Origin of the sequence: Nostoc sp., from assembly GCF_036919495.1 — a bacterium.
GTDB lineage: Bacteria > Cyanobacteriota > Cyanobacteriia > Cyanobacteriales > Nostocaceae > Nostoc.
Map to the genome: position 1 here is coordinate 64,083 of NZ_JBALBZ010000128.1, position 19,658 is coordinate 83,740.

General features: G+C 42.9%; 16 protein-coding genes. 14 read left to right on the forward strand and 2 right to left on the reverse strand.

The features are described 5' to 3' along the window. Nucleotides 1-142 precede the first annotated feature (142 nt). The 3 genes from V7K25_RS17490 (at nucleotide 143) to V7K25_RS17500 (ending at nucleotide 6,068) form a co-directional block, all read left to right on the forward strand. On the forward strand, nucleotides 143-1,708 hold the full coding sequence (locus V7K25_RS17490) for an extracellular solute-binding protein (protein ID WP_335159797.1): 1,566 nt from the start codon (nucleotides 143-145) through the stop codon (nucleotides 1,706-1,708). Between the two features lie 191 nt (nucleotides 1,709-1,899). Beyond that, entirely contained in the window at nucleotides 1,900-4,206 is a 2,307-nt protein-coding gene (locus V7K25_RS17495) for an ATP-binding protein (protein ID WP_335159798.1), read from the forward strand. A gap of 53 nt (nucleotides 4,207-4,259) precedes the next feature. Continuing rightward, entirely contained in the window at nucleotides 4,260-6,068 is a 1,809-nt protein-coding gene (locus V7K25_RS17500) for a hybrid sensor histidine kinase/response regulator (RefSeq protein ID WP_335159799.1), read from the forward strand. A 247-nt stretch (nucleotides 6,069-6,315) separates the two neighbouring features. Here the strand turns inward: V7K25_RS17500 and ctpA are convergent, their stop codons facing one another. After that, the gene (gene ctpA, locus V7K25_RS17505) at nucleotides 6,316-7,560 is read right to left on the reverse strand and encodes a carboxyl-terminal processing protease CtpA (RefSeq protein ID WP_335159800.1); all 1,245 of its coding nucleotides are present in this window, start codon (nucleotides 7,558-7,560) and stop codon (nucleotides 6,316-6,318) included. 526 nt (nucleotides 7,561-8,086) lie between these two features. Between ctpA and petB the strand changes: the two genes are divergently transcribed. From petB to V7K25_RS17535, 6 genes are all read left to right on the forward strand, one after another. Continuing rightward, nucleotides 8,087-8,734 (forward strand): cytochrome b6, encoded by a 648-nt coding sequence (gene petB / locus V7K25_RS17510; protein ID WP_100900603.1) that lies wholly within the window; start codon nucleotides 8,087-8,089, stop codon nucleotides 8,732-8,734. Between the two features lie 256 nt (nucleotides 8,735-8,990). Beyond that, nucleotides 8,991-9,473 (forward strand): cytochrome b6-f complex subunit IV, encoded by a 483-nt coding sequence (gene petD / locus V7K25_RS17515; RefSeq protein WP_334708485.1) that lies wholly within the window; start codon nucleotides 8,991-8,993, stop codon nucleotides 9,471-9,473. 358 nt (nucleotides 9,474-9,831) lie between these two features. Further along, nucleotides 9,832-10,275 carry an ATP-binding protein gene (locus tag V7K25_RS17520; RefSeq protein ID WP_109012771.1) on the forward strand — a complete coding sequence of 148 codons (444 nt, stop codon included), beginning with the start codon at nucleotides 9,832-9,834 and terminating at the stop codon, nucleotides 10,273-10,275. 384 nt (nucleotides 10,276-10,659) lie between these two features. Then, complete coding sequence (locus V7K25_RS17525; RefSeq protein WP_335159801.1) at nucleotides 10,660-11,673, forward strand: GDP-mannose 4,6-dehydratase; 1,014 nt, start codon at nucleotides 10,660-10,662, stop codon at nucleotides 11,671-11,673. A 10-nt stretch (nucleotides 11,674-11,683) separates the two neighbouring features. Continuing rightward, on the forward strand, nucleotides 11,684-12,865 hold the full coding sequence (locus V7K25_RS17530) for a glycosyltransferase (RefSeq protein ID WP_335159802.1): 1,182 nt from the start codon (nucleotides 11,684-11,686) through the stop codon (nucleotides 12,863-12,865). Nucleotides 12,866-12,947: 82 nt separating this feature from the next. Then, nucleotides 12,948-13,319, forward strand: coding sequence for a hypothetical protein (locus tag V7K25_RS17535; RefSeq protein ID WP_335159803.1), 372 nt, complete (start codon nucleotides 12,948-12,950; stop codon nucleotides 13,317-13,319). 42 nt (nucleotides 13,320-13,361) lie between these two features. On the opposite strand, the gene V7K25_RS17540 is transcribed toward V7K25_RS17535, so the two are convergent. Further along, nucleotides 13,362-13,802 (reverse strand): hypothetical protein, encoded by a 441-nt coding sequence (locus tag V7K25_RS17540; RefSeq protein WP_335159804.1) that lies wholly within the window; start codon nucleotides 13,800-13,802, stop codon nucleotides 13,362-13,364. Nucleotides 13,803-14,186: 384 nt separating this feature from the next. On the opposite strand from V7K25_RS17540, the gene V7K25_RS17545 reads away from it, so the two are divergent. From V7K25_RS17545 to V7K25_RS17565, 5 genes are all read left to right on the forward strand, one after another. After that, the gene (locus tag V7K25_RS17545) at nucleotides 14,187-14,528 is read left to right on the forward strand and encodes a hypothetical protein (RefSeq protein WP_229468360.1); all 342 of its coding nucleotides are present in this window, start codon (nucleotides 14,187-14,189) and stop codon (nucleotides 14,526-14,528) included. 179 nt (nucleotides 14,529-14,707) lie between these two features. Continuing rightward, nucleotides 14,708-16,864 (forward strand): pentapeptide repeat-containing protein, encoded by a 2,157-nt coding sequence (locus tag V7K25_RS17550; RefSeq protein WP_335159805.1) that lies wholly within the window; start codon nucleotides 14,708-14,710, stop codon nucleotides 16,862-16,864. A 140-nt stretch (nucleotides 16,865-17,004) separates the two neighbouring features. Next, entirely contained in the window at nucleotides 17,005-17,496 is a 492-nt protein-coding gene (locus V7K25_RS17555) for a hypothetical protein (protein WP_335159806.1), read from the forward strand. Nucleotides 17,497-17,981: 485 nt separating this feature from the next. Continuing rightward, nucleotides 17,982-18,188 (forward strand): hypothetical protein, encoded by a 207-nt coding sequence (locus V7K25_RS17560; protein WP_229457894.1) that lies wholly within the window; start codon nucleotides 17,982-17,984, stop codon nucleotides 18,186-18,188. Nucleotides 18,189-18,417: 229 nt separating this feature from the next. Further along, on the forward strand, nucleotides 18,418-19,656 hold the full coding sequence (locus V7K25_RS17565) for a GNAT family N-acetyltransferase (RefSeq protein WP_335159807.1): 1,239 nt from the start codon (nucleotides 18,418-18,420) through the stop codon (nucleotides 19,654-19,656). Nucleotides 19,657-19,658: the final 2 nt, after the last annotated feature.

Genomic DNA, 19,658 nt, shown 5'->3' on the forward strand with positions numbered 1-19,658 from the left:
ACCATTGAAAACTCGTTCCAAAGTGAGCGAAATCATCCCATGATTCAGCAACAGCAAAAAAGCTTAATCCAAGCGTAATAAAAAATTAAGATATCTGGGAATAATAAATCTGTAAATTTTCAAGATTTGGCGGAATTATAAAATGTCTTATTGGCAAAACTTTCGCTCTCAATGGCAGCGAGTTCGATATTGTCTAATTTTTTTTGCCGCCCTCTGGTTGAGTTTAGGGATTCCAGGTTGCAGTTTCTCTCCACCCAACTCTCAAATCTCTGTAGCACCCCAGCCCACCCAGATCAAGGAAACTGCACAACGCTTTGACGGTGTAACAATTAACATAATCACTCAGGATGAAACCGTTCGTACAGGTACTAAAAGACGGATTGCTGGGTTTGAAGCTTTGACTGGAGCGAAGGTCAATCTGACGGGCGTTCCTTTTCAAAAATTATACAACACACTGCAAAAGGACTGGTCTAGCAGTGCTTCAAAGTACGATATGGCAATTATTTTGCCTTCATGGCAGATTGACTTTATCGATGCTGGCTTTGTGGAAGATTTAACGGCGCGAGTCAAGTCTGATGCAGCCATCCAGTGGGAAGATATTGCACCTATCTTTCGGAATTTTAGTGCGACTTATAAAGGACGCATCTACAGTATTCCGTTGGATGGGGACTTTCACATGGTTTATTACCGCACTGATTTGTTAAAGCAAGCGGGGTTAACGCCTCCGACAAAGTGGGATGAGTATCTAGCCATCGCCAAAGGGTTTCACGGTAAAGACTTGAATGGTGACGGTACACCAGACTATGGCTCTTGTATGTCCAAGGGTGCTGCTGATAATAACACAAGCCTGTTGATATCCATTGCCACTCCTTTTTTGCAATCTCAGGGAACCGCACAAGGGACATTTTTTGACCCAGACACAATGAAGCCTTTGGTGAACAATCCTGCCTTTGCCAAAGCACTGGATATTTATAAACAAGCGATGGACTATGGAATTCCTCAGGATAAGAATCTAGGTAATGTCAAAGCTAGAGAATTATTTATTACTGGCAGGTGCGCCCTGACCATTGATTGGGGCGATGTTGGCCCTTTAGCCATCGATCAATCTGTGTCTAAAGTGATGGATAAAGTAGGGGCTGTCATCACTCCAGGCGCTACTCAAGTCCTCGATCGCAAGACTAACAAACTGGTTGCCTGCGATAAATTTACCTGTCCTTACGCCATTGATGGTGTCAATCATGCACCTTATGCCGCCAATATCGGTTGGACAAGTGTAATTCATGCCAAGGCAGCACCAAAAGTGAAGGATGCCGCATACTCGTTTTTCTCTTACATGAGTCAGCCTGCTCAATCTAACGTGGATGTGACGATTGGAGCAACGGGCTTCAACCCCTACCGAATTTCGCAATTTAAAAACTCAGATCCCTGGATTAAATCTGGGATGTCGTCTGAAGCAGCCAACAACTATCTCGCAGCGCTCGGCATCAGCTTGAATAGTCCCAATATGGTTTTGAGTTTGACCATTCCCCATAATCAACAATATCAATTTGAAGTTCTTGATGAGGTTGTATCTAAGTTCTTAGGGAACAAAATTACAACCGAGCAGGCAATGCAGCAGATTGAACAAAGATGGGAACAAATTACTAACAAAATAGGGCTGGAGTCTCAACGCGCCGCTTACCGCGCCACCCTTGGGCTAAACCCGTGAAGAGCAGGGGAAGCGAGGGGAGATGAGGGAGTGAGAAAGAAGAATTAATAACTAATGACAAATGCCTAAAACTGTTCATTTGAAAGGTGAAGTGGGCATCTTAGAAATAATTGGGCAAAAACAACATTGAGAGTGACTAACAATGCACTGCCCATCTCAGTAGTTTGGGGCTGTAAAAGGAGCCACAGAGCGTGCGAAATTGGAACCTCAGCACAAAAATTATTGCTTCTTATTCAGTGCTAATCGCGGTGATGGCAGGGACAATTGCTTCGGGAATGTACTGGCAGTTGTACTCTAGTCAACGGCAGGCAATGCGTAATCGTCTTTTGGCGATTGTCAGTCTGGCAGTTCCACAAATAGATAGCGACTATCACGGATTGATTGTTAAACCAAGCGATGTCAACGACGGGCTACGCCTACGCACTTCAGCCTTTTACAAAATCAATCAAGATAGGCTTGTAGCTATTCAAGCAACTAGTAAAGATATTGTACGTATCTATACGGTACGTGAACAACCAAATAAGAAGTTTGTCTATGTCTTAAACTATGACCCTGCCGACCGAGACAAAACTGTATTGACTGGCATAAATTACACAAAGTCATTAGATGATTTGTATATAGCCGTTGCTCAAAATACACCGTTTGTCGATCGGGAATTTCACAAAACTGCAAATGGCGAAACCATTCTTTCCGGTTATGCCCCAATTACCAATCTCCAGGGTCGGGTAAATGGATTCTTGGTGGTTGAATTGGATGCAAGTTCTGTAGTTCGCCAAGAATATTCAGTAGCGGTATTTGCTCTAGTAAATTTTTTCGCTTTGTTGTTATTGACTGTAGCTTTAGTGCGTTGGCTATCGCGATCGCTGGTTGTGCTACCAATTTTACAACTCAATAGCGCCGCCAAGCAATTAGAAACAGGGAATTGGAATGCGATTCTACCGAGCAATCGCACCGATGAACTTGGAGAACTCTCCGCATCTTTTAATAGCATGGTCAAACAGTTGCAAAGCTCCTTTGCAACCTTAGAACAAAAGGTAGAAGAACGGACACTACAACTAGCAGAAGCAAAAGAGAAAGCTGATACTGCGAACCTTGCCAAAAGCGAGTTTCTGGCTAACATGAGCCATGAACTGCGAACACCACTCAATGGCATCCTGGGCTATGCCCAAATTCTCCAAAACGGCGAACCCTTAACAGAACGAGCTAAAAAAGGTATAGATATTATCTATCAGTGCGGCAATCATTTGCTCAATCTGATTAACGATATCCTTGACCTCGCCAAAATCGAAGCCCGCAAATTGGAATTGTATCCTAGCGATGCGTATTTCCCAGCGCTTATCGAAGGCATTGCGGAGATGATGCGCGTGCGTGCTGGTCAAAAAGGAATTCCCTTCACCTATCAACCTGATTCTGATTTACCCATAGGCATTAGAGTCGATGAAAAACGCCTACGCCAAGTGTTGATTAACTTATTAGGGAATGCCATTAAGTTTACTGACGAAGGCGGAGTTACGTTACGCGTTAAAACTCACAAACTGGAAACTGCAACCTATCAAATCCGCTTTGAGGTCGAAGATACAGGGGTCGGCATATCCCCAACTGGACTCAAGAAAATCTTCCAACCCTTTGAACAAGTGGGTGATGTGAAAAAACAAGGAGAAGGTACTGGGCTAGGACTAGCAATCAGTCAGCAAATTGTTTCCCTGATGGGTAGCACCCTAAATGTAGATAGCCAGTTGGGAAAAGGTAGCACCTTTTGGTTTGAGGTCGAACTTCCCGAAGCTGAAGAATGGAAAGCAAGTGTGCGAACAACTAAGCAAGGCAAGATTGTCGGATTTGAAGGCAGTAAGCGCCAGGTGCTGGTAGTCGATGACCGTTGGGAGAATCGCTCGGTTTTAGTTAGTTTATTGGAACCTTTGGGTTTTGCAGTGATTGATGTCAGCAATGGTCGAGAAGGATTGGAAAAGGCGCAGGAGATTCATCCTGACCTGATTATTACAGACTTGATGATGCCAGAAATGGATGGCTACGAGATGCTGCGACAGTTGCGACAGATTCCTGAGTTGAAGGATGTTCCGGCGATCGCTTCTTCGGCTAGTGTGTTTGAGAGTAATCAAAATGAGAGTATCACAGCCGGAGCTAATACTTTTTTGCCCAAGCCTGTAGAAGCCTCAGCTTTGTTGAAGTTGTTAGAAAAATACCTGAATTTGACATGGATCTATGAGCATCAATCTATACCTGAACCATTGAATTTGCCAGAAACATCCTCATCAACTTCAAACGAGATCATTCCCCCACCCGATGAGGTTTTGTCGCAGCTATACACATTGGGCTTACAGGGACGCTTGATGGCAATCGAGCAACAACTAAAAACTTTAGAAAAAGCTGATCGGCAGTACCAGCCATTTGTCAAAGCAATACGTCAGTATGCAGATAATTTTCAGACTGAAAAGATCCGAACATTTATTGAACAGTATCTTCCTAGTGCTAAAAGTTGATCCATTCAATTCTACTGTGATAAATCCTTTGTCATCTCATTACCATTTTTGCCATGACAGCATTCTCTGGAAATTTCATTACATCTAATAATTCTGTTACAAACCCGTTTGAGAATTGCATTATCTTGATTGTTGATGATGTACCAAATAATTTGAAGGTGCTTTCAGATACCTTAGCCGATGCTGGTTTTGAAGTTGCGATCGCGACCAGTGGTGAAAGTGCGCTACAACAACTGGAACATACTCCAGTATCTTTGATTTTACTAGATGTAATGATGCCGGGGATGAATGGCTTTGAAACCTGTGAGTGCATCAAAGCTAATGCTAAAACCCAAAATATTCCGATTATCTTTATCACCGCCCTATCTGAATCGGTAAACAAAGTCACAGGATTTGAACTTGGAGCCGTTGATTACATTACCAAACCGTTTCAACAAAGTGAAGTTTTAGCAAGGGTGCGATCGCACTTAAAAATTAGCCAATTGAGCCAGTCTCTGGAAGCCAGAAATACAGAACTGCAACAACTCACCCAGCAACTAGAGCAACGAGTTGCAGAACGAACTCAGGAACTATTTGCATCGATTGAAACCGTGAAGCAAACTCAACAATTGATGCGCTTAGTGTTTGATACTATTCCCCACTGGGTAGGCTGGAAAGATATCAATTCAGTTTATTTGGGCTGTAATCAAAGTTTTGCTGATGTCCTAAACTTAAATTCTCCTGATGAGATTGTGGGTAAAAGCGACTATGACTTAGTGTTCAGCAAAGAAGAATCTGATTTGTTTATGATGTACGATCGCCACGTCATGGAGTCTGGTCGAGCAGAATTTCATATAATTGATCAATTGCAACGGCCAGATGGTCAAAAAGTTTGGTTGGATACGAGCAAAATGCCTCTACGCGATGCCAAGGGGAATATATTCGGTATTTTATCCGTGACAGAAGATATTACCGAGCGTCGCCAAGCTGAAGACCAACTCAAACAACAAAAACAAAATCTAGAACAAGCACTAGCAGAACTTCAAGGTACTCAAGTGCAATTAGTGCAAAGTGAAAAAATGTCGGCGCTGGGAAACCTTGTAGCGGGGGTGGCACATGAAATTAATAACCCTGTCGGCTTCCTGGGTGGTAATATTCAACCTGCTTTAGATTACATCAAAGATATATTTGGTTTACTGGATTTGTATCAACAGGAATATTCTACTCCCAGTGGAATAATTCTAGATGAAATCGAAGCAATTGACCTAAATTACATCCGCGAAGATTTACCCAAGTTAGTCGGTTCAATGCGAGAAGGCGTGAAGCGAATTCGAGATATTAGCACTTCCTTACGAACTTTCTCTCGTGCTGATAGCGATCGCCCAATTGCTTGCAACATTCATGATGGTATTGAAAGCACTATTCTGATTCTCAAACATCGCCTGAAAGCTTCAGAAACTCGCCCAGAAATTCAAGTTATCAAAGAATATGGTCAGCTACCCCTTGTAGAATGCTTTGCTGGACAGTTGAATCAGGTGTTTATGAACATTCTGGCGAATGCTATTGATGCTTTGGAAGAGTCAAATATTGGACGTAGTTTTGAAGATATTAAAGAAAATATCAATTATATCACAATTATTACCAAAATTAGCGATAATAAGCAACAATTAATTATTAATATTAAAGATAATGGTCAAGGAATAACTGAAGAAGTCCAACAAAAGATTTTTGACCATTTATTTACTACAAAACCTGTCGGACAAGGGACTGGATTAGGACTCGCGATTGCCCGTCAAATCGTTGAAGAAACCCACCGTGGAAAATTAAGTTTTAACTCTGTTAAGGGTGAAGGGACAGAATTTATCATTGAAATTCCGTTATAAATTTTTCCTGTTGTTGATAAATAACTTCTGAAGAGATACAAAAGATATTTGACCATTTTTTCTGACGAAAGCTGCCAGTAATAGTACGGAATCAGGAGCCGCGATCGCCTGTCAAATTATTGTAGAAAAACATGCAGGTCAAATCAGCGTCGAGTCGAAAGTTGGCAAAGGTACAAAATTCGCACTGACAGACGCGATTAATCGCGTCTCCTAACTCTTGTACAGACGCGATTAATCGCGTCTCTTTTTACACCTTCCCCGCCACAACCGAGTTTTTCTTCAAAAGTTCCACTGCTGCTTGATATTGCAGATCCGCTTCCGTGCCAATCTGGTCACGGTTAATTGGATCTTGGGAAATCACTTTATCTGGCTTAATACCTAGTTTATTGATATCCCGGTGTTGAGGAGTTTCATACTTAGCAATTGTGACTGCCAAGCCCGAACCATCTGATAATTCAAATAAAGATTGAATTAAGCCCTTTCCAAAAGTAGTTTCGCCAACCAATTGGGCGCGACCATTATCTTGGAGTGCGCCAGCAAGAATTTCACTAGCACTGGCAGTTCCTTGATTCACCAAAATCACCAGAGGATCGGTCGTCAGAGGTGGCCCAAAGGCTTCAAAACTACCTTGAATACCTTGTCGGTTCACAGTGTAGACGATAGTACCAGAGTCTAACCACAGACGGGCGATTTCAATTCCTGATTGTAATAACCCCCCAGGATTATTTCGTAAATCTAGAATGTAGGCACCAGCGCCTTTTTTTTCTAGACTAGAAATAGCGTGTGCCAATTCCGTTGAGGCGTTGGCATTGAATTGAGTAAGACGAAGGTAGCCAATGGGCGTACCCTCAGGAGAAACACGCAAATCTGAAACCACAGGGTTAAGAGCAATGCGATCGCGTGTCAGTCTAATTTCTGTTTCTGCCTCTCCGTCGCGTTCGATCAAGAGAGTAACAAGGCTGCCACTGGGGCCGCGCATTTTAGTCGCAGCTTCATCTAGGGTAAGATTTTCTGTGGAAACGCCTTCAATTTTGAGAATGCGATCGCGTGGTCTAATTCCCGCTTTATCTGCTGGTGAACCTGCTATCGGAGCCACTACTTCCAACTTTCCAGTGTCAGGATTTAGAGCAATTTGTAATCCTACTCCAGTCAGTTCCCCAGAAGTATTAACCTGTAAGCTGCGGTACTGTTCTGGGTCTAAAAAGCGGGTAAAAGGATCGTCGAGGCTCTTAAGCATCTTCCCAATTGCCGCATAACTGGCATTTGAGCCTGTCAGTGGCTTCCCCAGAACCTTTTGCCGCACAGCTGCCCAGTTTTGATGATTAAACGTCTCATCTAGATAAGTGCGATTAACAATTCGCCAAACTTCCGAAACCAGCTTTTGTTCCGTCGTCAAAGCCATCGCCGGCTGGGTGAGCGTACCCAAAGCCACCCAAAACGCCATTAACAATGAAAATCCAACCCGAAAGACTTGTTTGTTCATGAACCCCATTATCAATTCCACCTCAACCCAAATTGCCTAGAAATGCCTACTTGCTCTGTTGTTGATGAAATCTATCTCTCGATTATGTTACTTTTTTTATAGAAGTGGTGCATTCCTCTCATCAAGTTGTTCAGTCAACTGATGCGTTGTATCCACTCATCAAAGGATAAAATCTACTTTGTGTCCACCATTTTCTGTGCAGGGGCGTAAAGAGATCGCAATATATTCCTTCTTTACAGAGTGTAAAGTTTCTGAAGACTCTTAGCACGCTGAAAGCTGACAAGTAAACAAAACTCGCCTTTACTAAAATCCCAAAATTGCTAATTGGGAGAGAAGTCTGAGCGGCGGCTTATGAGAAGTCCGTAGACAATTCTGCTGCTACCCTAGCCTGTGGCAACCCCTTTCCTTTATCGAACGGGAAAACCTAAAGGCAAACTCACAGGATGCCGAGGCTTGAAATCATCAGAATTTTGGTCGCCGATTTAGAACTTCGGGATTTATCAACCGCAACCGACTTTTAGGAACTTGAGATTGTATGGCCAACGTTTCCGACTGGTTTGAGGAACGCCTAGAGATTCAGGCACTCGCCGAAGACGTAACTAGTAAGTACGTCCCTCCCCACGTCAACATCTTCTACTGTTTGGGTGGAATTACCCTGGTTTGCTTTCTCATCCAGTTTGCCACTGGATTTGCGATGACGTTCTACTACAGACCAACAGTTACTGAAGCTTTCTCCTCTGTGGAGTACATCATGAATGAAGTAAGCTTCGGTTGGCTAATTCGCTCCATCCATCGCTGGTCTGCCAGCATGATGGTATTGATGATGATTTTGCACACCTTCCGGGTTTATCTGACTGGTGGTTTTAAAAAGCCCCGCGAACTGACCTGGATAAGTGGTGTCATCTTGGCTGTGATTACAGTTTCCTTTGGAGTCACAGGCTATTCCTTACCTTGGGATCAAATTGGCTACTGGGCTGTGAAAATCGTTAGCGGCGTACCAGAAGCAATTCCCGTAGTTGGCGTTCTGATTTCCGACCTGCTGCGCGGCGGTTCAAGTGTTGGTCAAGCAACACTAACTCGTTACTATAGCGCACACACTTTTGTACTGCCTTGGTTGATTGCAGTCTTCATGCTGTTTCACTTCTTGATGATCCGCAAACAAGGCATTTCCGGGCCTTTGTAATCTCAGCTATTAGCCCTTGGCAACATTTATCAGTTCCCAGATGAAGTTGTTTGTTTTAAACTTATGAAACACAAGAAATTAACTGTACATAAGTTCAAAAAACAAACACTTGTATCTGAAGGCTAAAGCTGTAGACACCCTCCAGGCGGCTGGCCGGAAATAAACAAATACTGTTTGCCGCCTGCTAGGGTTGCCTAGTAGCTGATAGCTTTCATAAATGCTTTAATTTAAGTTAAGCAGGAGAGCACATTTCAAAATGGCAACACAAAAAAAACCTGACCTGAGCGATCCTCAGTTAAGAGCCAAACTAGCTAAAGGCATGGGTCACAACTACTATGGTGAACCCGCTTGGCCTAATGACCTACTTTATGTCTTTCCAATCGTGATCATGGGTTCCTTCGCTGCGATTGTGGCTCTAGCTGTGCTAGATCCCGCTATGACCGGTGAACCAGCAAATCCTTTCGCCACACCATTGGAAATTTTGCCAGAGTGGTACTTATATCCAGTCTTCCAGATTTTGCGATCGCTTCCTAACAAACTTTTAGGAGTGTTAGCAATGGGTTCCGTACCAGTGGGGCTAATCCTCGTTCCCTTTATTGAGAACGTTAACAAGTTCCAAAACCCCTTCCGTCGTCCAGTTGCAACCACAGTGTTCCTCTTTGGTACCCTTGTCACCTTGTGGCTGGGTATTGGTGCTGCCTTGCCATTGGATAAATCTTTAACCTTGGGACTATTCTAAATTAGTCACCACAAAGTGCTTTGACGCCTGTGAGTTTCAAGAGCAGATGCAGATGTGCTTTTGAAAAAAATTTACAGGCGTCAATTTTAATAATTCAGATTGCATTTGGGGTCTGAAGTTTTGGATGGAAAAGCTATTCCAAAAGTTAAAATCACCAAAATTCATCAAATACAAACATTTTTCACTTACTTAACGTAAGTTGCTAGTTACAATTCTCGAAATGCCAAAATCCTTCATGTTTTGTCTTTTGGGACATAGAGTATCTCAATTTAAATTTTTCTATATCAAAGAAATTTTGCGAATAGTGCAAAATTTAATAACTAGCAACTTGGGTTTACTTATATTTAAGTCACAGTTAATGTTTAGCATAGTGCAGCAAGACCATCTGACGGTTAAGAGCGAACTCAGTCTCCTAAACCAGGTACAAGAATGGTTCGAGCAATTTTGTCTGCAACATTTGTCTCAACTTGGCTGGTCAAAAACCCAACTTGATCGCCTAAATTTAGCATTAGCAGAAGGCTTTACTAACGCTGTTCGTCACGCTCATCATGCTTTACCCCCGGAAACAACCATTGAGATTAACATTTATCTATGGATTGACCGACTAGAAATCAGAATTTGGGATTATGGAAAACCTTTTAATCCTGATGCGATCGCAGAGCCAGAACCAGGTACACTGCAAGTAGGCGGTTATGGATGGTTTCTCCTGCGCCGATTGGCTGATCGGGTTGTATACGAACGTGGTGCAGATGGTAGAAATTGCCTCCTCATCGTCAAATACTCTCAAGAAGCACAAAAGTAAGAATACTTCTGATGCCAATTTTGGGTTTTGAGCAAAGGCGTAACGTAGAGAAGTAGTGCCACTCACATCAAAACAGAAGCACGAGCGGCAGGAGTCCTCAGCCAAACAAATAGTTATTTGATTGATAAGAGTATACTGCTTTCTCAATATTATCTGGATTGGGATAATATGTTTTTTATGTAAAAATGCTCATAATAAATGAGTATTTTGTAAAGCCTCAAAAAATATTGTTGTATAAAAAGAATTAAGGAATACAGTAAAGATAACATTCGAGTTATGCTAGCTCTCTTGTTAATATTTGTCAGCAGTGTTGAGAGTCTTATTTTTGTTCTCCAACAAGTGCCATTTTGTGCTTAAAGAGATAGAGGAAATAGGGGAGAAAATATGATTAAGACAGCCCTAATTACAGGAATAACTGGTCAAGATGGCTACTATCTCAGCCATTTGCTCCTCAACCGTGGTTACCGAGTTGTAGGATTAGTACCCCCACATCGACAACCTAATTTGACCAAACTGGGAACACTGGCAAATCAGGTAGAAATTTTTACGGTTGACTTGAGGGATAATACGGCGCTGTTGACCGCAGTTGAACAGTTGCGTCCCCAAGAAATTTACAATTTGGCGGCTCCCAGTTTTGTACCCGATTCATGGAATGACCCATTGGGAACCCTGGATTTAATAACTGGTACGGCTACCAGGCTTTTGGAAGCAGTACGACAGGTTGGTTTATCCACCAGATTTTATCAAGCCAGTAGCTCAGAAATGTTTGGCGATGTATTTATTTCGCCTCAAGATGAAGAAACGCCTTTTCGCCCCAAAAATCCCTATGCTGCGGCCAAGATGCACGCTCATTGGACTATGGTGCATCACAGACAGCGCTATGGACTATTTGCCTGTAGTGGAATTTTATATAACCATGAGTCTCCTTTACGCGCACCTCAGTTTGTTACACGCAAAGTTTCTTTGGCAGCTGCATCGATTAAATTGGGTTTAACTGACACCTTAGAAATGGGTAATTTAGATGCCAAACGCGATTGGGGATTTGCGGGTGATTACGTAGAAGCTATGTGGTTAATGTTGCAAGTCGATGAACCAGAAGAATATGTGATAGGCACTGGTAAACTGCACAGTGTTAGAGAGTTAGTTGCCGCAGCCTTTGAGTCTGTCGGATTGGATTGGACGCAGCATATAGTTTTAAATACTAGCTTATTGCGACAAGATGAGCATTTTGAACTAGTAGCTAACCCCAGTAAAGCTAAAATAAACCTTGGTTGGGAACCCCAAGTGAGCTTTGAAGAACTTTTAGAAAAAATGGTAAAAACAGATTTAGAGCGGTTAAAAAGCGGTGCGTTGGATGAAGTCCTTGCCGCAGGCATCGCCCCCTTACCGCGAGTGTAAATAACCTAACATGTATATCACTACAGTGACAGAAAACCTCAAGTTAGGTGATAAAATTAACAAAAAAACTAATCATGTCTTCGTGTTTTTAGAAATTTTTGCCCACGAAGGCGGTATTCAATCATATATAAAAGATATTTTTCGCGCCTATCTGGGATTGAGCCAAGTGTACAAAGCGGAAGTCTTTTTGCTGCGAGATAGTCCTGAGAGCTTAAATCCGTTTAAAGACAAGAACTTAAAATTTCATTACTTTAAAAATCAGTCTCCCTATTTGGGGAGATTGCAAATGGCAGCAGCTTTACTTAAATGTCTATTGCAAAATCGTCCAGAACAAGTTTTCTGCGGTCATATTAACTTAGGAATATTAGTACAAACTCTTTGCCAGCCTTTGGGGATTCCTTACACAGTGCTAACTTACGGCAAAGAAGTCTGGGAACCGCTCAAAAATCAAGAACGTCGCGCCCTGACATCAGCAGCTGGAATTTGGACAATTAGTCGTTACAGCCGCGATCGCGCTTGTGCTGCCAATAATCTAAACCCGAAAATTGTACAGATGATGCCTTGTGCAATTGACGGCGATAAATTTACTCCTGGTTCCAAACAGCCAGAATTAGAAAAGAAGTATCGCTTAACTGATGCTAAGGTGTTAATGACAGTAGCGCGGTTATGGTCAGGGGATATTTACAAGGGTGTAGATGTAACAATTCGGGCATTACCACAAATCGCTCAAGTTTTCCCAGAAGTGAAATATTTGGTAATTGGTCGCGGAGATGATCAACCGCGATTAGCTAAACTTGCAAAAGATTTAGGTGTGAGCGATCGCGTCGTATTTGCTGGTTTTGTTGCCACAGAAGAATTAATAGAACATTACCGCCTTGCTGATGCCTATATTATGCCTTCGCAAGAAGGCTTTGGCATAGTTTATTTGGAAGCAATGGCTTGTGGAGTGCCTGTGTTATCCGGTGACGACGATGGTTCAGCTGATCCTTTGCAAGATGGTAAACTGGGATGGCGAGTCCCGCACCGCAGTCCTGATGCGGTAGCAACAGCTTGTATAGAAATGCTTCAAGGGAATGACCAGCGATGTAATGGAGAATGGCTACGAGAACAAGCGATCGGTCTGTTTGGCATAGATGCCTTTCAACAGCACTTACAAAAAATTCTTCTATCCTCAGTAATGAAGTCCATTTAAGTCCAAATGACAAATGACAAATGACCAATGACCAATGACTAAAATCGCTATCCTAGAAGGAGAGCAGGACGACATTTAAAAAATGAGCTTTAAGTCATTTCAATTGAATCTTTTAAATCTCCGCCCTTGGCTTACCCTGCTGGCAGTTATTTGGTTGCTGGCATCACTGGGCTTGGGTTGGTTGGTTAATTCGTTACTAATTATTGTCGGGTTGCTGTTTTTAGCACCCATTGTGGCTTTTTTTGGCTTTCGTTGGTGGCTGCAACGTAACTTGATTGCTGACCAGTGTCCCGTCTGTAGATATGAATTTACAGGTTTAAATAACAGTCAATTGCAGTGTCCTAACTGTGGAGAGTCACTGTTAGTACAAAATAGTCATTTTCAACGCTTCACACCAGAAGGCACAATTGATGTCAAAGCTGTCGAAATCCCAGGTAAATCGCTGGAAGATTAGTCATTAATCACTGGTCATTGGTCATTAGCAAAGGACAAATGACTATTTCTTTGTTTCTTGCGAGATTGAGAGGGTGTAGTTAAAGTTTGGCTTTCCTTGGGATTGTTCGCCCACAAACAGCGAGTATGTTCCTGCTTGCCAGAAACCAGAAAGTTCTGGCTTGCCTCCAGAATATTTATCTGCCATTACACAAAAACGCCCCCCAGGCCCATCGATCAATAGCGTTGGCTTTCCTTCACTCTCTACTGTTAATCGCAAATAAGGTAGTGATTCTGTAACCCGGATAACGTGATTAGGTTCAGTGGTAATATTGCCACAATTACTTTTGACAGTTCCCCCAGACTTTCCCTTCAAAATCAGTGGATCTGCTTGGAGATTCCGATTAATTTGGATTGTTGGTGTCTGTGCCAAATTAGTCTGGGCGAAAACCAAACTCATCGCCAAAGCTGTGGGAACAATTGTAAGTAGCCTAAGCGTTTTCATTTTAATTAATGCTCCAATTTTTTTTAGAGCAATATTGTTATATCGTCTGATTTAATAGACGGTAGCAATCTATCTTGGTTCCAAAATCTGCCGTATAAAGCAATACCATTTATTTAAGGATTTTTTGTGAAGATACGATGGTATAAAGACCATTAACTATGCAAATTATCTATGTGTGGTGGCGCTTTTCCACCAAAATTTTCTACTATACATTTTACACTTCAATCCGTAATACGTTAAAATTCCAAAAATCATCATAATTTTTACTGCCCAGAAAGGTATTGCATACACAGACATTAGCTAAAATCACTAAGACAACCACCAAAAATATAATTTGGTTGGTCTGTTATGGAATAAGTGACCTAGCTGAGGTAGAAAAGATTGATGAATCCTCAAAGAGAAGAAGACTTACAGCGTCGCCTCAATAAGCTAGAGGCAGAGATTAATTCTTCGCCGGAAGTGGTTCCCCAACCACAAGAACAAAAACAGACTGAGGCATCTGTTTTTGCCAAATTTAATTTGCAACTGGAGCGATTTCAGATTTGGTTCAACAGCTTATCTGGAACAAAAAAGCTGGTAGTTTCGGGTGTGACGGTGCTAGTAGGCTTGGCAATGCTGCAAGCAGTGTTTAAACTGGTTGCATCTGTAATTAGTCTGGCACTTTTGGCAGTGTTAGTGTATGTTGGATACAAAATTTTTGTGTCTAGTAGCTTTCAACGTAAGTAATAAGCTGATATGCATTTACTTTGCATACCTGTAGTTATGAAAGTCAGGAGCCATGATACAAAAGGCTCCTGACTTATGACTGCATTCTATTTCAATATGCTTTTCTTTTTGCCGATTAGCTTAGTCTATTTTAACTTTGCCGATCGCGGCGTATAGATAATGTCAAAGGAAATTATGCGATGACGACACCAATTGTTAAAAGAAGTAATCAATCTGGTCAATCCAAACAACCAGAAAGAGCCAATTCGCTGCTACTAGCAAGCAGGAGGTTTGCAGCTTGGGCGGCTGAAATTACACTAGTGGTTACAAGTGGGTTGATTCCCTTCGGCATTGGTGTCTATGCCGATTCTAGAAGCGATTTTAATCGAGTCCCCCTTAACCCCGTACTGGTAGTTACAGAAAGAGCGATCGCTAGACCCCTGGCTCTACCTGTGAGCTATGGTATCCGTAACGTAGCATGGCCGACTAATATTTTGTGGACAATCGCCCTGTTAGCACCTGTAACTCTCTCATGGTGGCAATTGTATTTACTGGCTAAGACTGGTAGCACAATTCCTAAACGTTGGTTAAAAGTGCGGGTTGTCAACGAACAAGGAAGACCACCTGGTTTAGGAGCAGTGGTGATTAGAGAAGGAGTTGGGCGTTGGACTGTACCCGTTTCCATCGCCTATCTGCTGTGGCGCTACAGCTTTGCTTTTCCTAATTTAGGATTATTTACATTTTTATCTTTGTTAATGATTGTGGGTGAAGGGATAGGCTTACCGTCGCGCCGGGGTCGTCGCGCATTGCACGATCAACTTGCAGGCACTTATACAATAGATGCGACTCGCCCCTTACCATCCTCACTCTTAGCTAACAACAAACAAGCTCAGTCTGCTGATGGTAATGATGAAGCAGAAGAATGGCAGGAGGGAGAAGAATTAGCGGCAGCCCAAACCAATCAGTCGCCCAATATCTGGCGACGGATACAGCAAAATCCTAATCTGACTTTGTTTGGGGTAGGGCTTACGAGTATGACTGCTGTATTGGCAACTTTAATCGGTACTCAAGTTTATATCCAAATTCAACAATCCCAGCGAGCAACCGAGAAAATCAACAGCCAACAGTTCCTCGAACTTGTCAAACAACTAGCTCCCAACTCTGGGGCGAACAATGAGCAACGCCAAAGTGCAATTTTGGCTATAGGTGGTCTTAATGACCCAGAGTCCATCAAATTTCTGGCGAATCTCTTGGTTAGCGAAACTAACCCCACCCTTCTGGATACGATTCAACAAGCTTTAACAACTGTCGGACCCAAAGCCATCCCGGAACTAAAAAATAAGAATCAGTTTTTGGTTAGCGAACTAGAGGCTGTGGGTAGTACTGCAACCCAAGAACGGGAATTACGGCAAGGGCGGTTACAAAGAAACCAGCGAACGCTCAATAAGATTCTCTCTGTTTATAGCGGGAAAATCGAGGGCGTTGACCTTAGTAGCACCCAACTAGGTCAAAGCGGGACTCCAGGAAGTTCCTTCTTCAACTTGGTACTAGACAACCTTGATTTGTCAGGAGTTAAGTTTAAATCTGCAAATCTTAACCAAGCCAGCTTTAAGGGTAGCCGCTTTCGAGACGTGGGTGAAGATGGACGCTGGGATACCTATGATGATGTGATGGCTGATTTAAGCCAAGCTCAGTTACAGCAAGCCAATCTTACTGATGCTAATCTCAGTCGCGTCTTGATGAACCGTACCGATTTGAGCCGCGCCACTCTCAACAGAGCCAACTTATCCAATGCACGTCTATATGAGGCTAAACTCAACAGCGCCCAACTAGTAGGAGCCGATCTGCGAAACGCACTTTTGGAAAAAGCCAGCTTGACTGGAGCAGATTTAGGTGACGCTAAATTGAACGAAGCCAATCTGTACGCTGCCCGTTTAGGTCGCGCTACTGCCATAGGAACACAATTATCCTTTGCCAACTTAACGAACACTGATTGGCAAGGGGCAGATTTATCAGGAGCCTATTTGGATCGTGCTAATCTCAGCAATGCTAACCTCCGAGCCACTCGTCTAGCTGGTGCTGTCTTGCGTTCTGCCCAGATGGAAAACGCTAACTTGCAAAATGCCGACCTGAGTCTTGCAGATTTACGGGGGGCAAATGTTGCCGGCGCAGATTTTAAAGGGGCAATTCTCGCCCCTACTAAACAAGATCCAGCCGATCAATTTGTAGAAACCCCAGATTTAGGCTCAGTATCTGCCGTAGTCCAAGGGGTTGATTTTTCTCAAGCCAAAAATTTAGATCCTAAGCAAATAGCATACATTTGTACTCAAGGAGGCATTCATTCTAGTTGCCCGTAGAATGAGAGGGGGAGCAGAGGGGCAGGGGAGGATGAGGGAGGATGAGGGAGCAGGGGAAGATGAGGAAGACAAGGCGAATAACCAATGCCCCATGCCCAATGCCCAATGACAAATGACTAATTGGTGTGAGGATTTCGGTTATGAAATATATTCCATATTTGGTTTCAGTTTTAGGGGCTGGCTTGGTCTTGAGTCTGGCAAGTGCTAAACCAGCACAAGCTCAAGTAGCCTATGGCAGTTATATCGGTATAGGCCCCACTCTTGGTTTTACTGATGGTATCCAATTGGGGGGAGTTATAGCCGGTCGCTACAAGCTTTTGGAAGCGCCACTTTCGCTGCGTGCCCAAGTGTTAATTGGTAATAATACGGCAATTGTACCAACGGTTTCCTACGATTTACCCCTTAACTGGCAAGCTGATGCTTACCTGGGTGCTGGGTTAGTGTTGGCTGGTGGTGGTGGTTCTTCTCCTGTCGGCGACAAAATTAGTTTTGCTTTACAACCGGGTATTGATTATATGATCCCAAATAGCAATACTGTGCTTTTTGGCAACGCTATTATTGCTTTTGATGCCTACCGTGATAGCGGTGGTACAGCTATCTCTGTACAAGGTGGCGTTGGTTTGAGATTTTAATGGGCATTGGAAAGAGTCACCAAAACATTGCCGAGCAAAGAGTAACGAGTTCTGAATGGAAATTCTTACTTATTGTTTTCCTAGCATTATCAAGGTGTTTGAAATGGTGACTATGGTTCAAAAAATAACTAACCTCCAGTAGTCGTACTGGGGGTTTTGTTTTGGGCGATCGCTCGACATTGCGGATTTGCTCAAGAGAAGCGATCGCTTTTGTGATCTGAAGCTAAGTCAAGCCAGCGCAACCTCGTTGAGCGATCTTTAACCGCTTAAAGCAATTCCGTCGGATTGCACCACGTTACGATAAAAATGCTCAAAACTACCTTACAATGCTGGCTTTAACTTCTATCCTCTGTGGTTATAGGTTTAAAACACGCCTTAAAAAGCGTTAAACTTCATTGCAAATTAAGAAGTTAGTCTAAACAACGTGATAGTTTTTGGTCATGAAGAGAGACAGCATAGGATTAACACAGGAGAACACAGTGGCAATGGAATCAAATTTATTAACGAATGCAAGCGCAGATGAAATGAATCAAGATTTCAGTGAATATGTCGCCAACCTGCAACTTCACATGACTCTGCAAGCTCGCAATCTTGTTCCAACCCTGAAGCAAACACTGGTAGATAGTCGCCAGCAACTACTCCATCAAACCCAAGCCCACTTTGAAAAGCTAGTTTCTCGACAAGGGCTATAAAAATATACAAATTTTAATCAAAATTCCAATAAAATATAAGGCAGATGTTGTTGGGTTAATACCAATGGTGTTCTCACAAGGTCTGTTTTTTCTGCTTTTTTAAGTATTGAGTTACTAAAATCACCCTTTTGGCGCAATAGTCAAGGGGTAAAAAGCAGTTAATATTATTTTATTGCAGCAGTTCCTTTGAAGAGCAGTTAGTTAAGGCTAAATAGCGGCTCGAATAAAAATGACTTCATTACTTCCCAGAAACCTCAGCGTTGTTATCCGACCAGTCCAATACCGGGATCTGGACAGAATCGAGCGCATAACTCAAGAGTCATTCTCAGCCCTCACTCCCAAGGGAGCAGGTTTTGCCATCAGCCAGATGCTCATGCTGCGTCGCTGGTATGGATTACTCAAATTTTTGAGTTGGTTTCCTAACCCGCTACAGTATCGTCTCTGTGCCTACATAGCAGAGCAAGGACGGATGCTTCTAGGGATGATTCAAGTGTCACCCTTTAACCGGACACGCAGCACTTGGCGCATTGATCAAGTGCTGTTAGAGCGTGGTGTCGATAAACAAGGAACTGGCTCACAACTTTTGCGTCATTGCTTTGAATCGATTCTGGAAGCTCGGACTTGGTTACTGGAAGTTAATATCAATGACATAGAGGCGCTGGCACTATATCGGCAAAATGGATTCCAGCGTCTGGCAGAAATGACGTACTGGGAAATTGGGCCAGAATTACTAGCTGAATTAGCACAAGCAGAGCCAGACTTACCAAACCTTTTGCCAGTAAGTAATGCTGATGCCCAGTTGCTATATCAACTAGATACGGCATCTATGCCACCTTTGGTACGTCAGGTTTTTGACCGTAATACCCGCGACTTTAAAACCAGTTTGTTTGGTGCTTTAACTGATGCAGTAATGCAATGGGTGAGCAAAACAGAAGTAGTGAGTGGTTACGTATTTGAACCGCAACGCAAAGCTGCGATCGGCTATTTTCAGGTGCAACTTGACCGTAAGGGGGAAGTTCCCCACGTTGCAACGCTGACAGTCCATCCTGCTTATACTTGGCTGTATCCAGAATTACTATCTCAACTGGCTCGTATTGCCCAAGATTTTCCTGAGCAAGGGTTACAACTCGCTTCTTCAGACTATCAGGCAGAGCGAGAAGAATATTTGGAGCGAATTGGGGCAAAACGTATAGAGCATACATTAGTTATGTCTCGCTCTGTATGGCACAAGCTACGAGAGTCTAAATTCGTCTCTTTAGAAGGAATCCAGTGGACTGACATGCTGCAAGGTTTACAACCGGCACGTAAACCTATACCAGGTGGGATGTCATGGATACAACCAGGAAAACTGCCATCCTCAGATAAACCACTGCAAAGCTTGTCAGAACCGATAAACTTTTCGGTAAAAAATCCTAGCATGGAAGCATCACCGATTTCAGAATCAGCAGATGCACAGCAGGAGAATTAATA

Bases quoted from the DNA above. Each gene is read 5' to 3' on its own strand.
- V7K25_RS17520 (WP_109012771.1), top strand. From the start codon at position 9,832: ATGTTTAGCATAGTGCAGCAAGACCATCTGACGGTTAAGAGCGAACTC.
- ctpA (WP_335159800.1), bottom strand. From the start codon at position 7,560: ATGGGGTTCATGAACAAACAAGTCTTTCGGGTTGGATTTTCATTGTTA.
- V7K25_RS17540 (WP_335159804.1), bottom strand. From the start codon at position 13,802: ATGAAAACGCTTAGGCTACTTACAATTGTTCCCACAGCTTTGGCGATG.
- petB (WP_100900603.1), top strand. From the start codon at position 8,087: ATGGCCAACGTTTCCGACTGGTTTGAGGAACGCCTAGAGATTCAGGCA.
- V7K25_RS17565 (WP_335159807.1), top strand. From the start codon at position 18,418: ATGACTTCATTACTTCCCAGAAACCTCAGCGTTGTTATCCGACCAGTC.
- V7K25_RS17550 (WP_335159805.1), top strand. From the start codon at position 14,708: ATGACGACACCAATTGTTAAAAGAAGTAATCAATCTGGTCAATCCAAA.
- V7K25_RS17530 (WP_335159802.1), top strand. From the start codon at position 11,684: ATGTATATCACTACAGTGACAGAAAACCTCAAGTTAGGTGATAAAATT.
- V7K25_RS17535 (WP_335159803.1), top strand. From the start codon at position 12,948: ATGAGCTTTAAGTCATTTCAATTGAATCTTTTAAATCTCCGCCCTTGG.
- V7K25_RS17545 (WP_229468360.1), top strand. From the start codon at position 14,187: ATGAATCCTCAAAGAGAAGAAGACTTACAGCGTCGCCTCAATAAGCTA.
- V7K25_RS17555 (WP_335159806.1), top strand. From the start codon at position 17,005: ATGAAATATATTCCATATTTGGTTTCAGTTTTAGGGGCTGGCTTGGTC.
- V7K25_RS17560 (WP_229457894.1), top strand. From the start codon at position 17,982: ATGGAATCAAATTTATTAACGAATGCAAGCGCAGATGAAATGAATCAA.
- V7K25_RS17500 (WP_335159799.1), top strand. From the start codon at position 4,260: ATGACAGCATTCTCTGGAAATTTCATTACATCTAATAATTCTGTTACA.
- V7K25_RS17525 (WP_335159801.1), top strand. From the start codon at position 10,660: ATGATTAAGACAGCCCTAATTACAGGAATAACTGGTCAAGATGGCTAC.
- V7K25_RS17490 (WP_335159797.1), top strand. From the start codon at position 143: ATGTCTTATTGGCAAAACTTTCGCTCTCAATGGCAGCGAGTTCGATAT.
- petD (WP_334708485.1), top strand. From the start codon at position 8,991: ATGGCAACACAAAAAAAACCTGACCTGAGCGATCCTCAGTTAAGAGCC.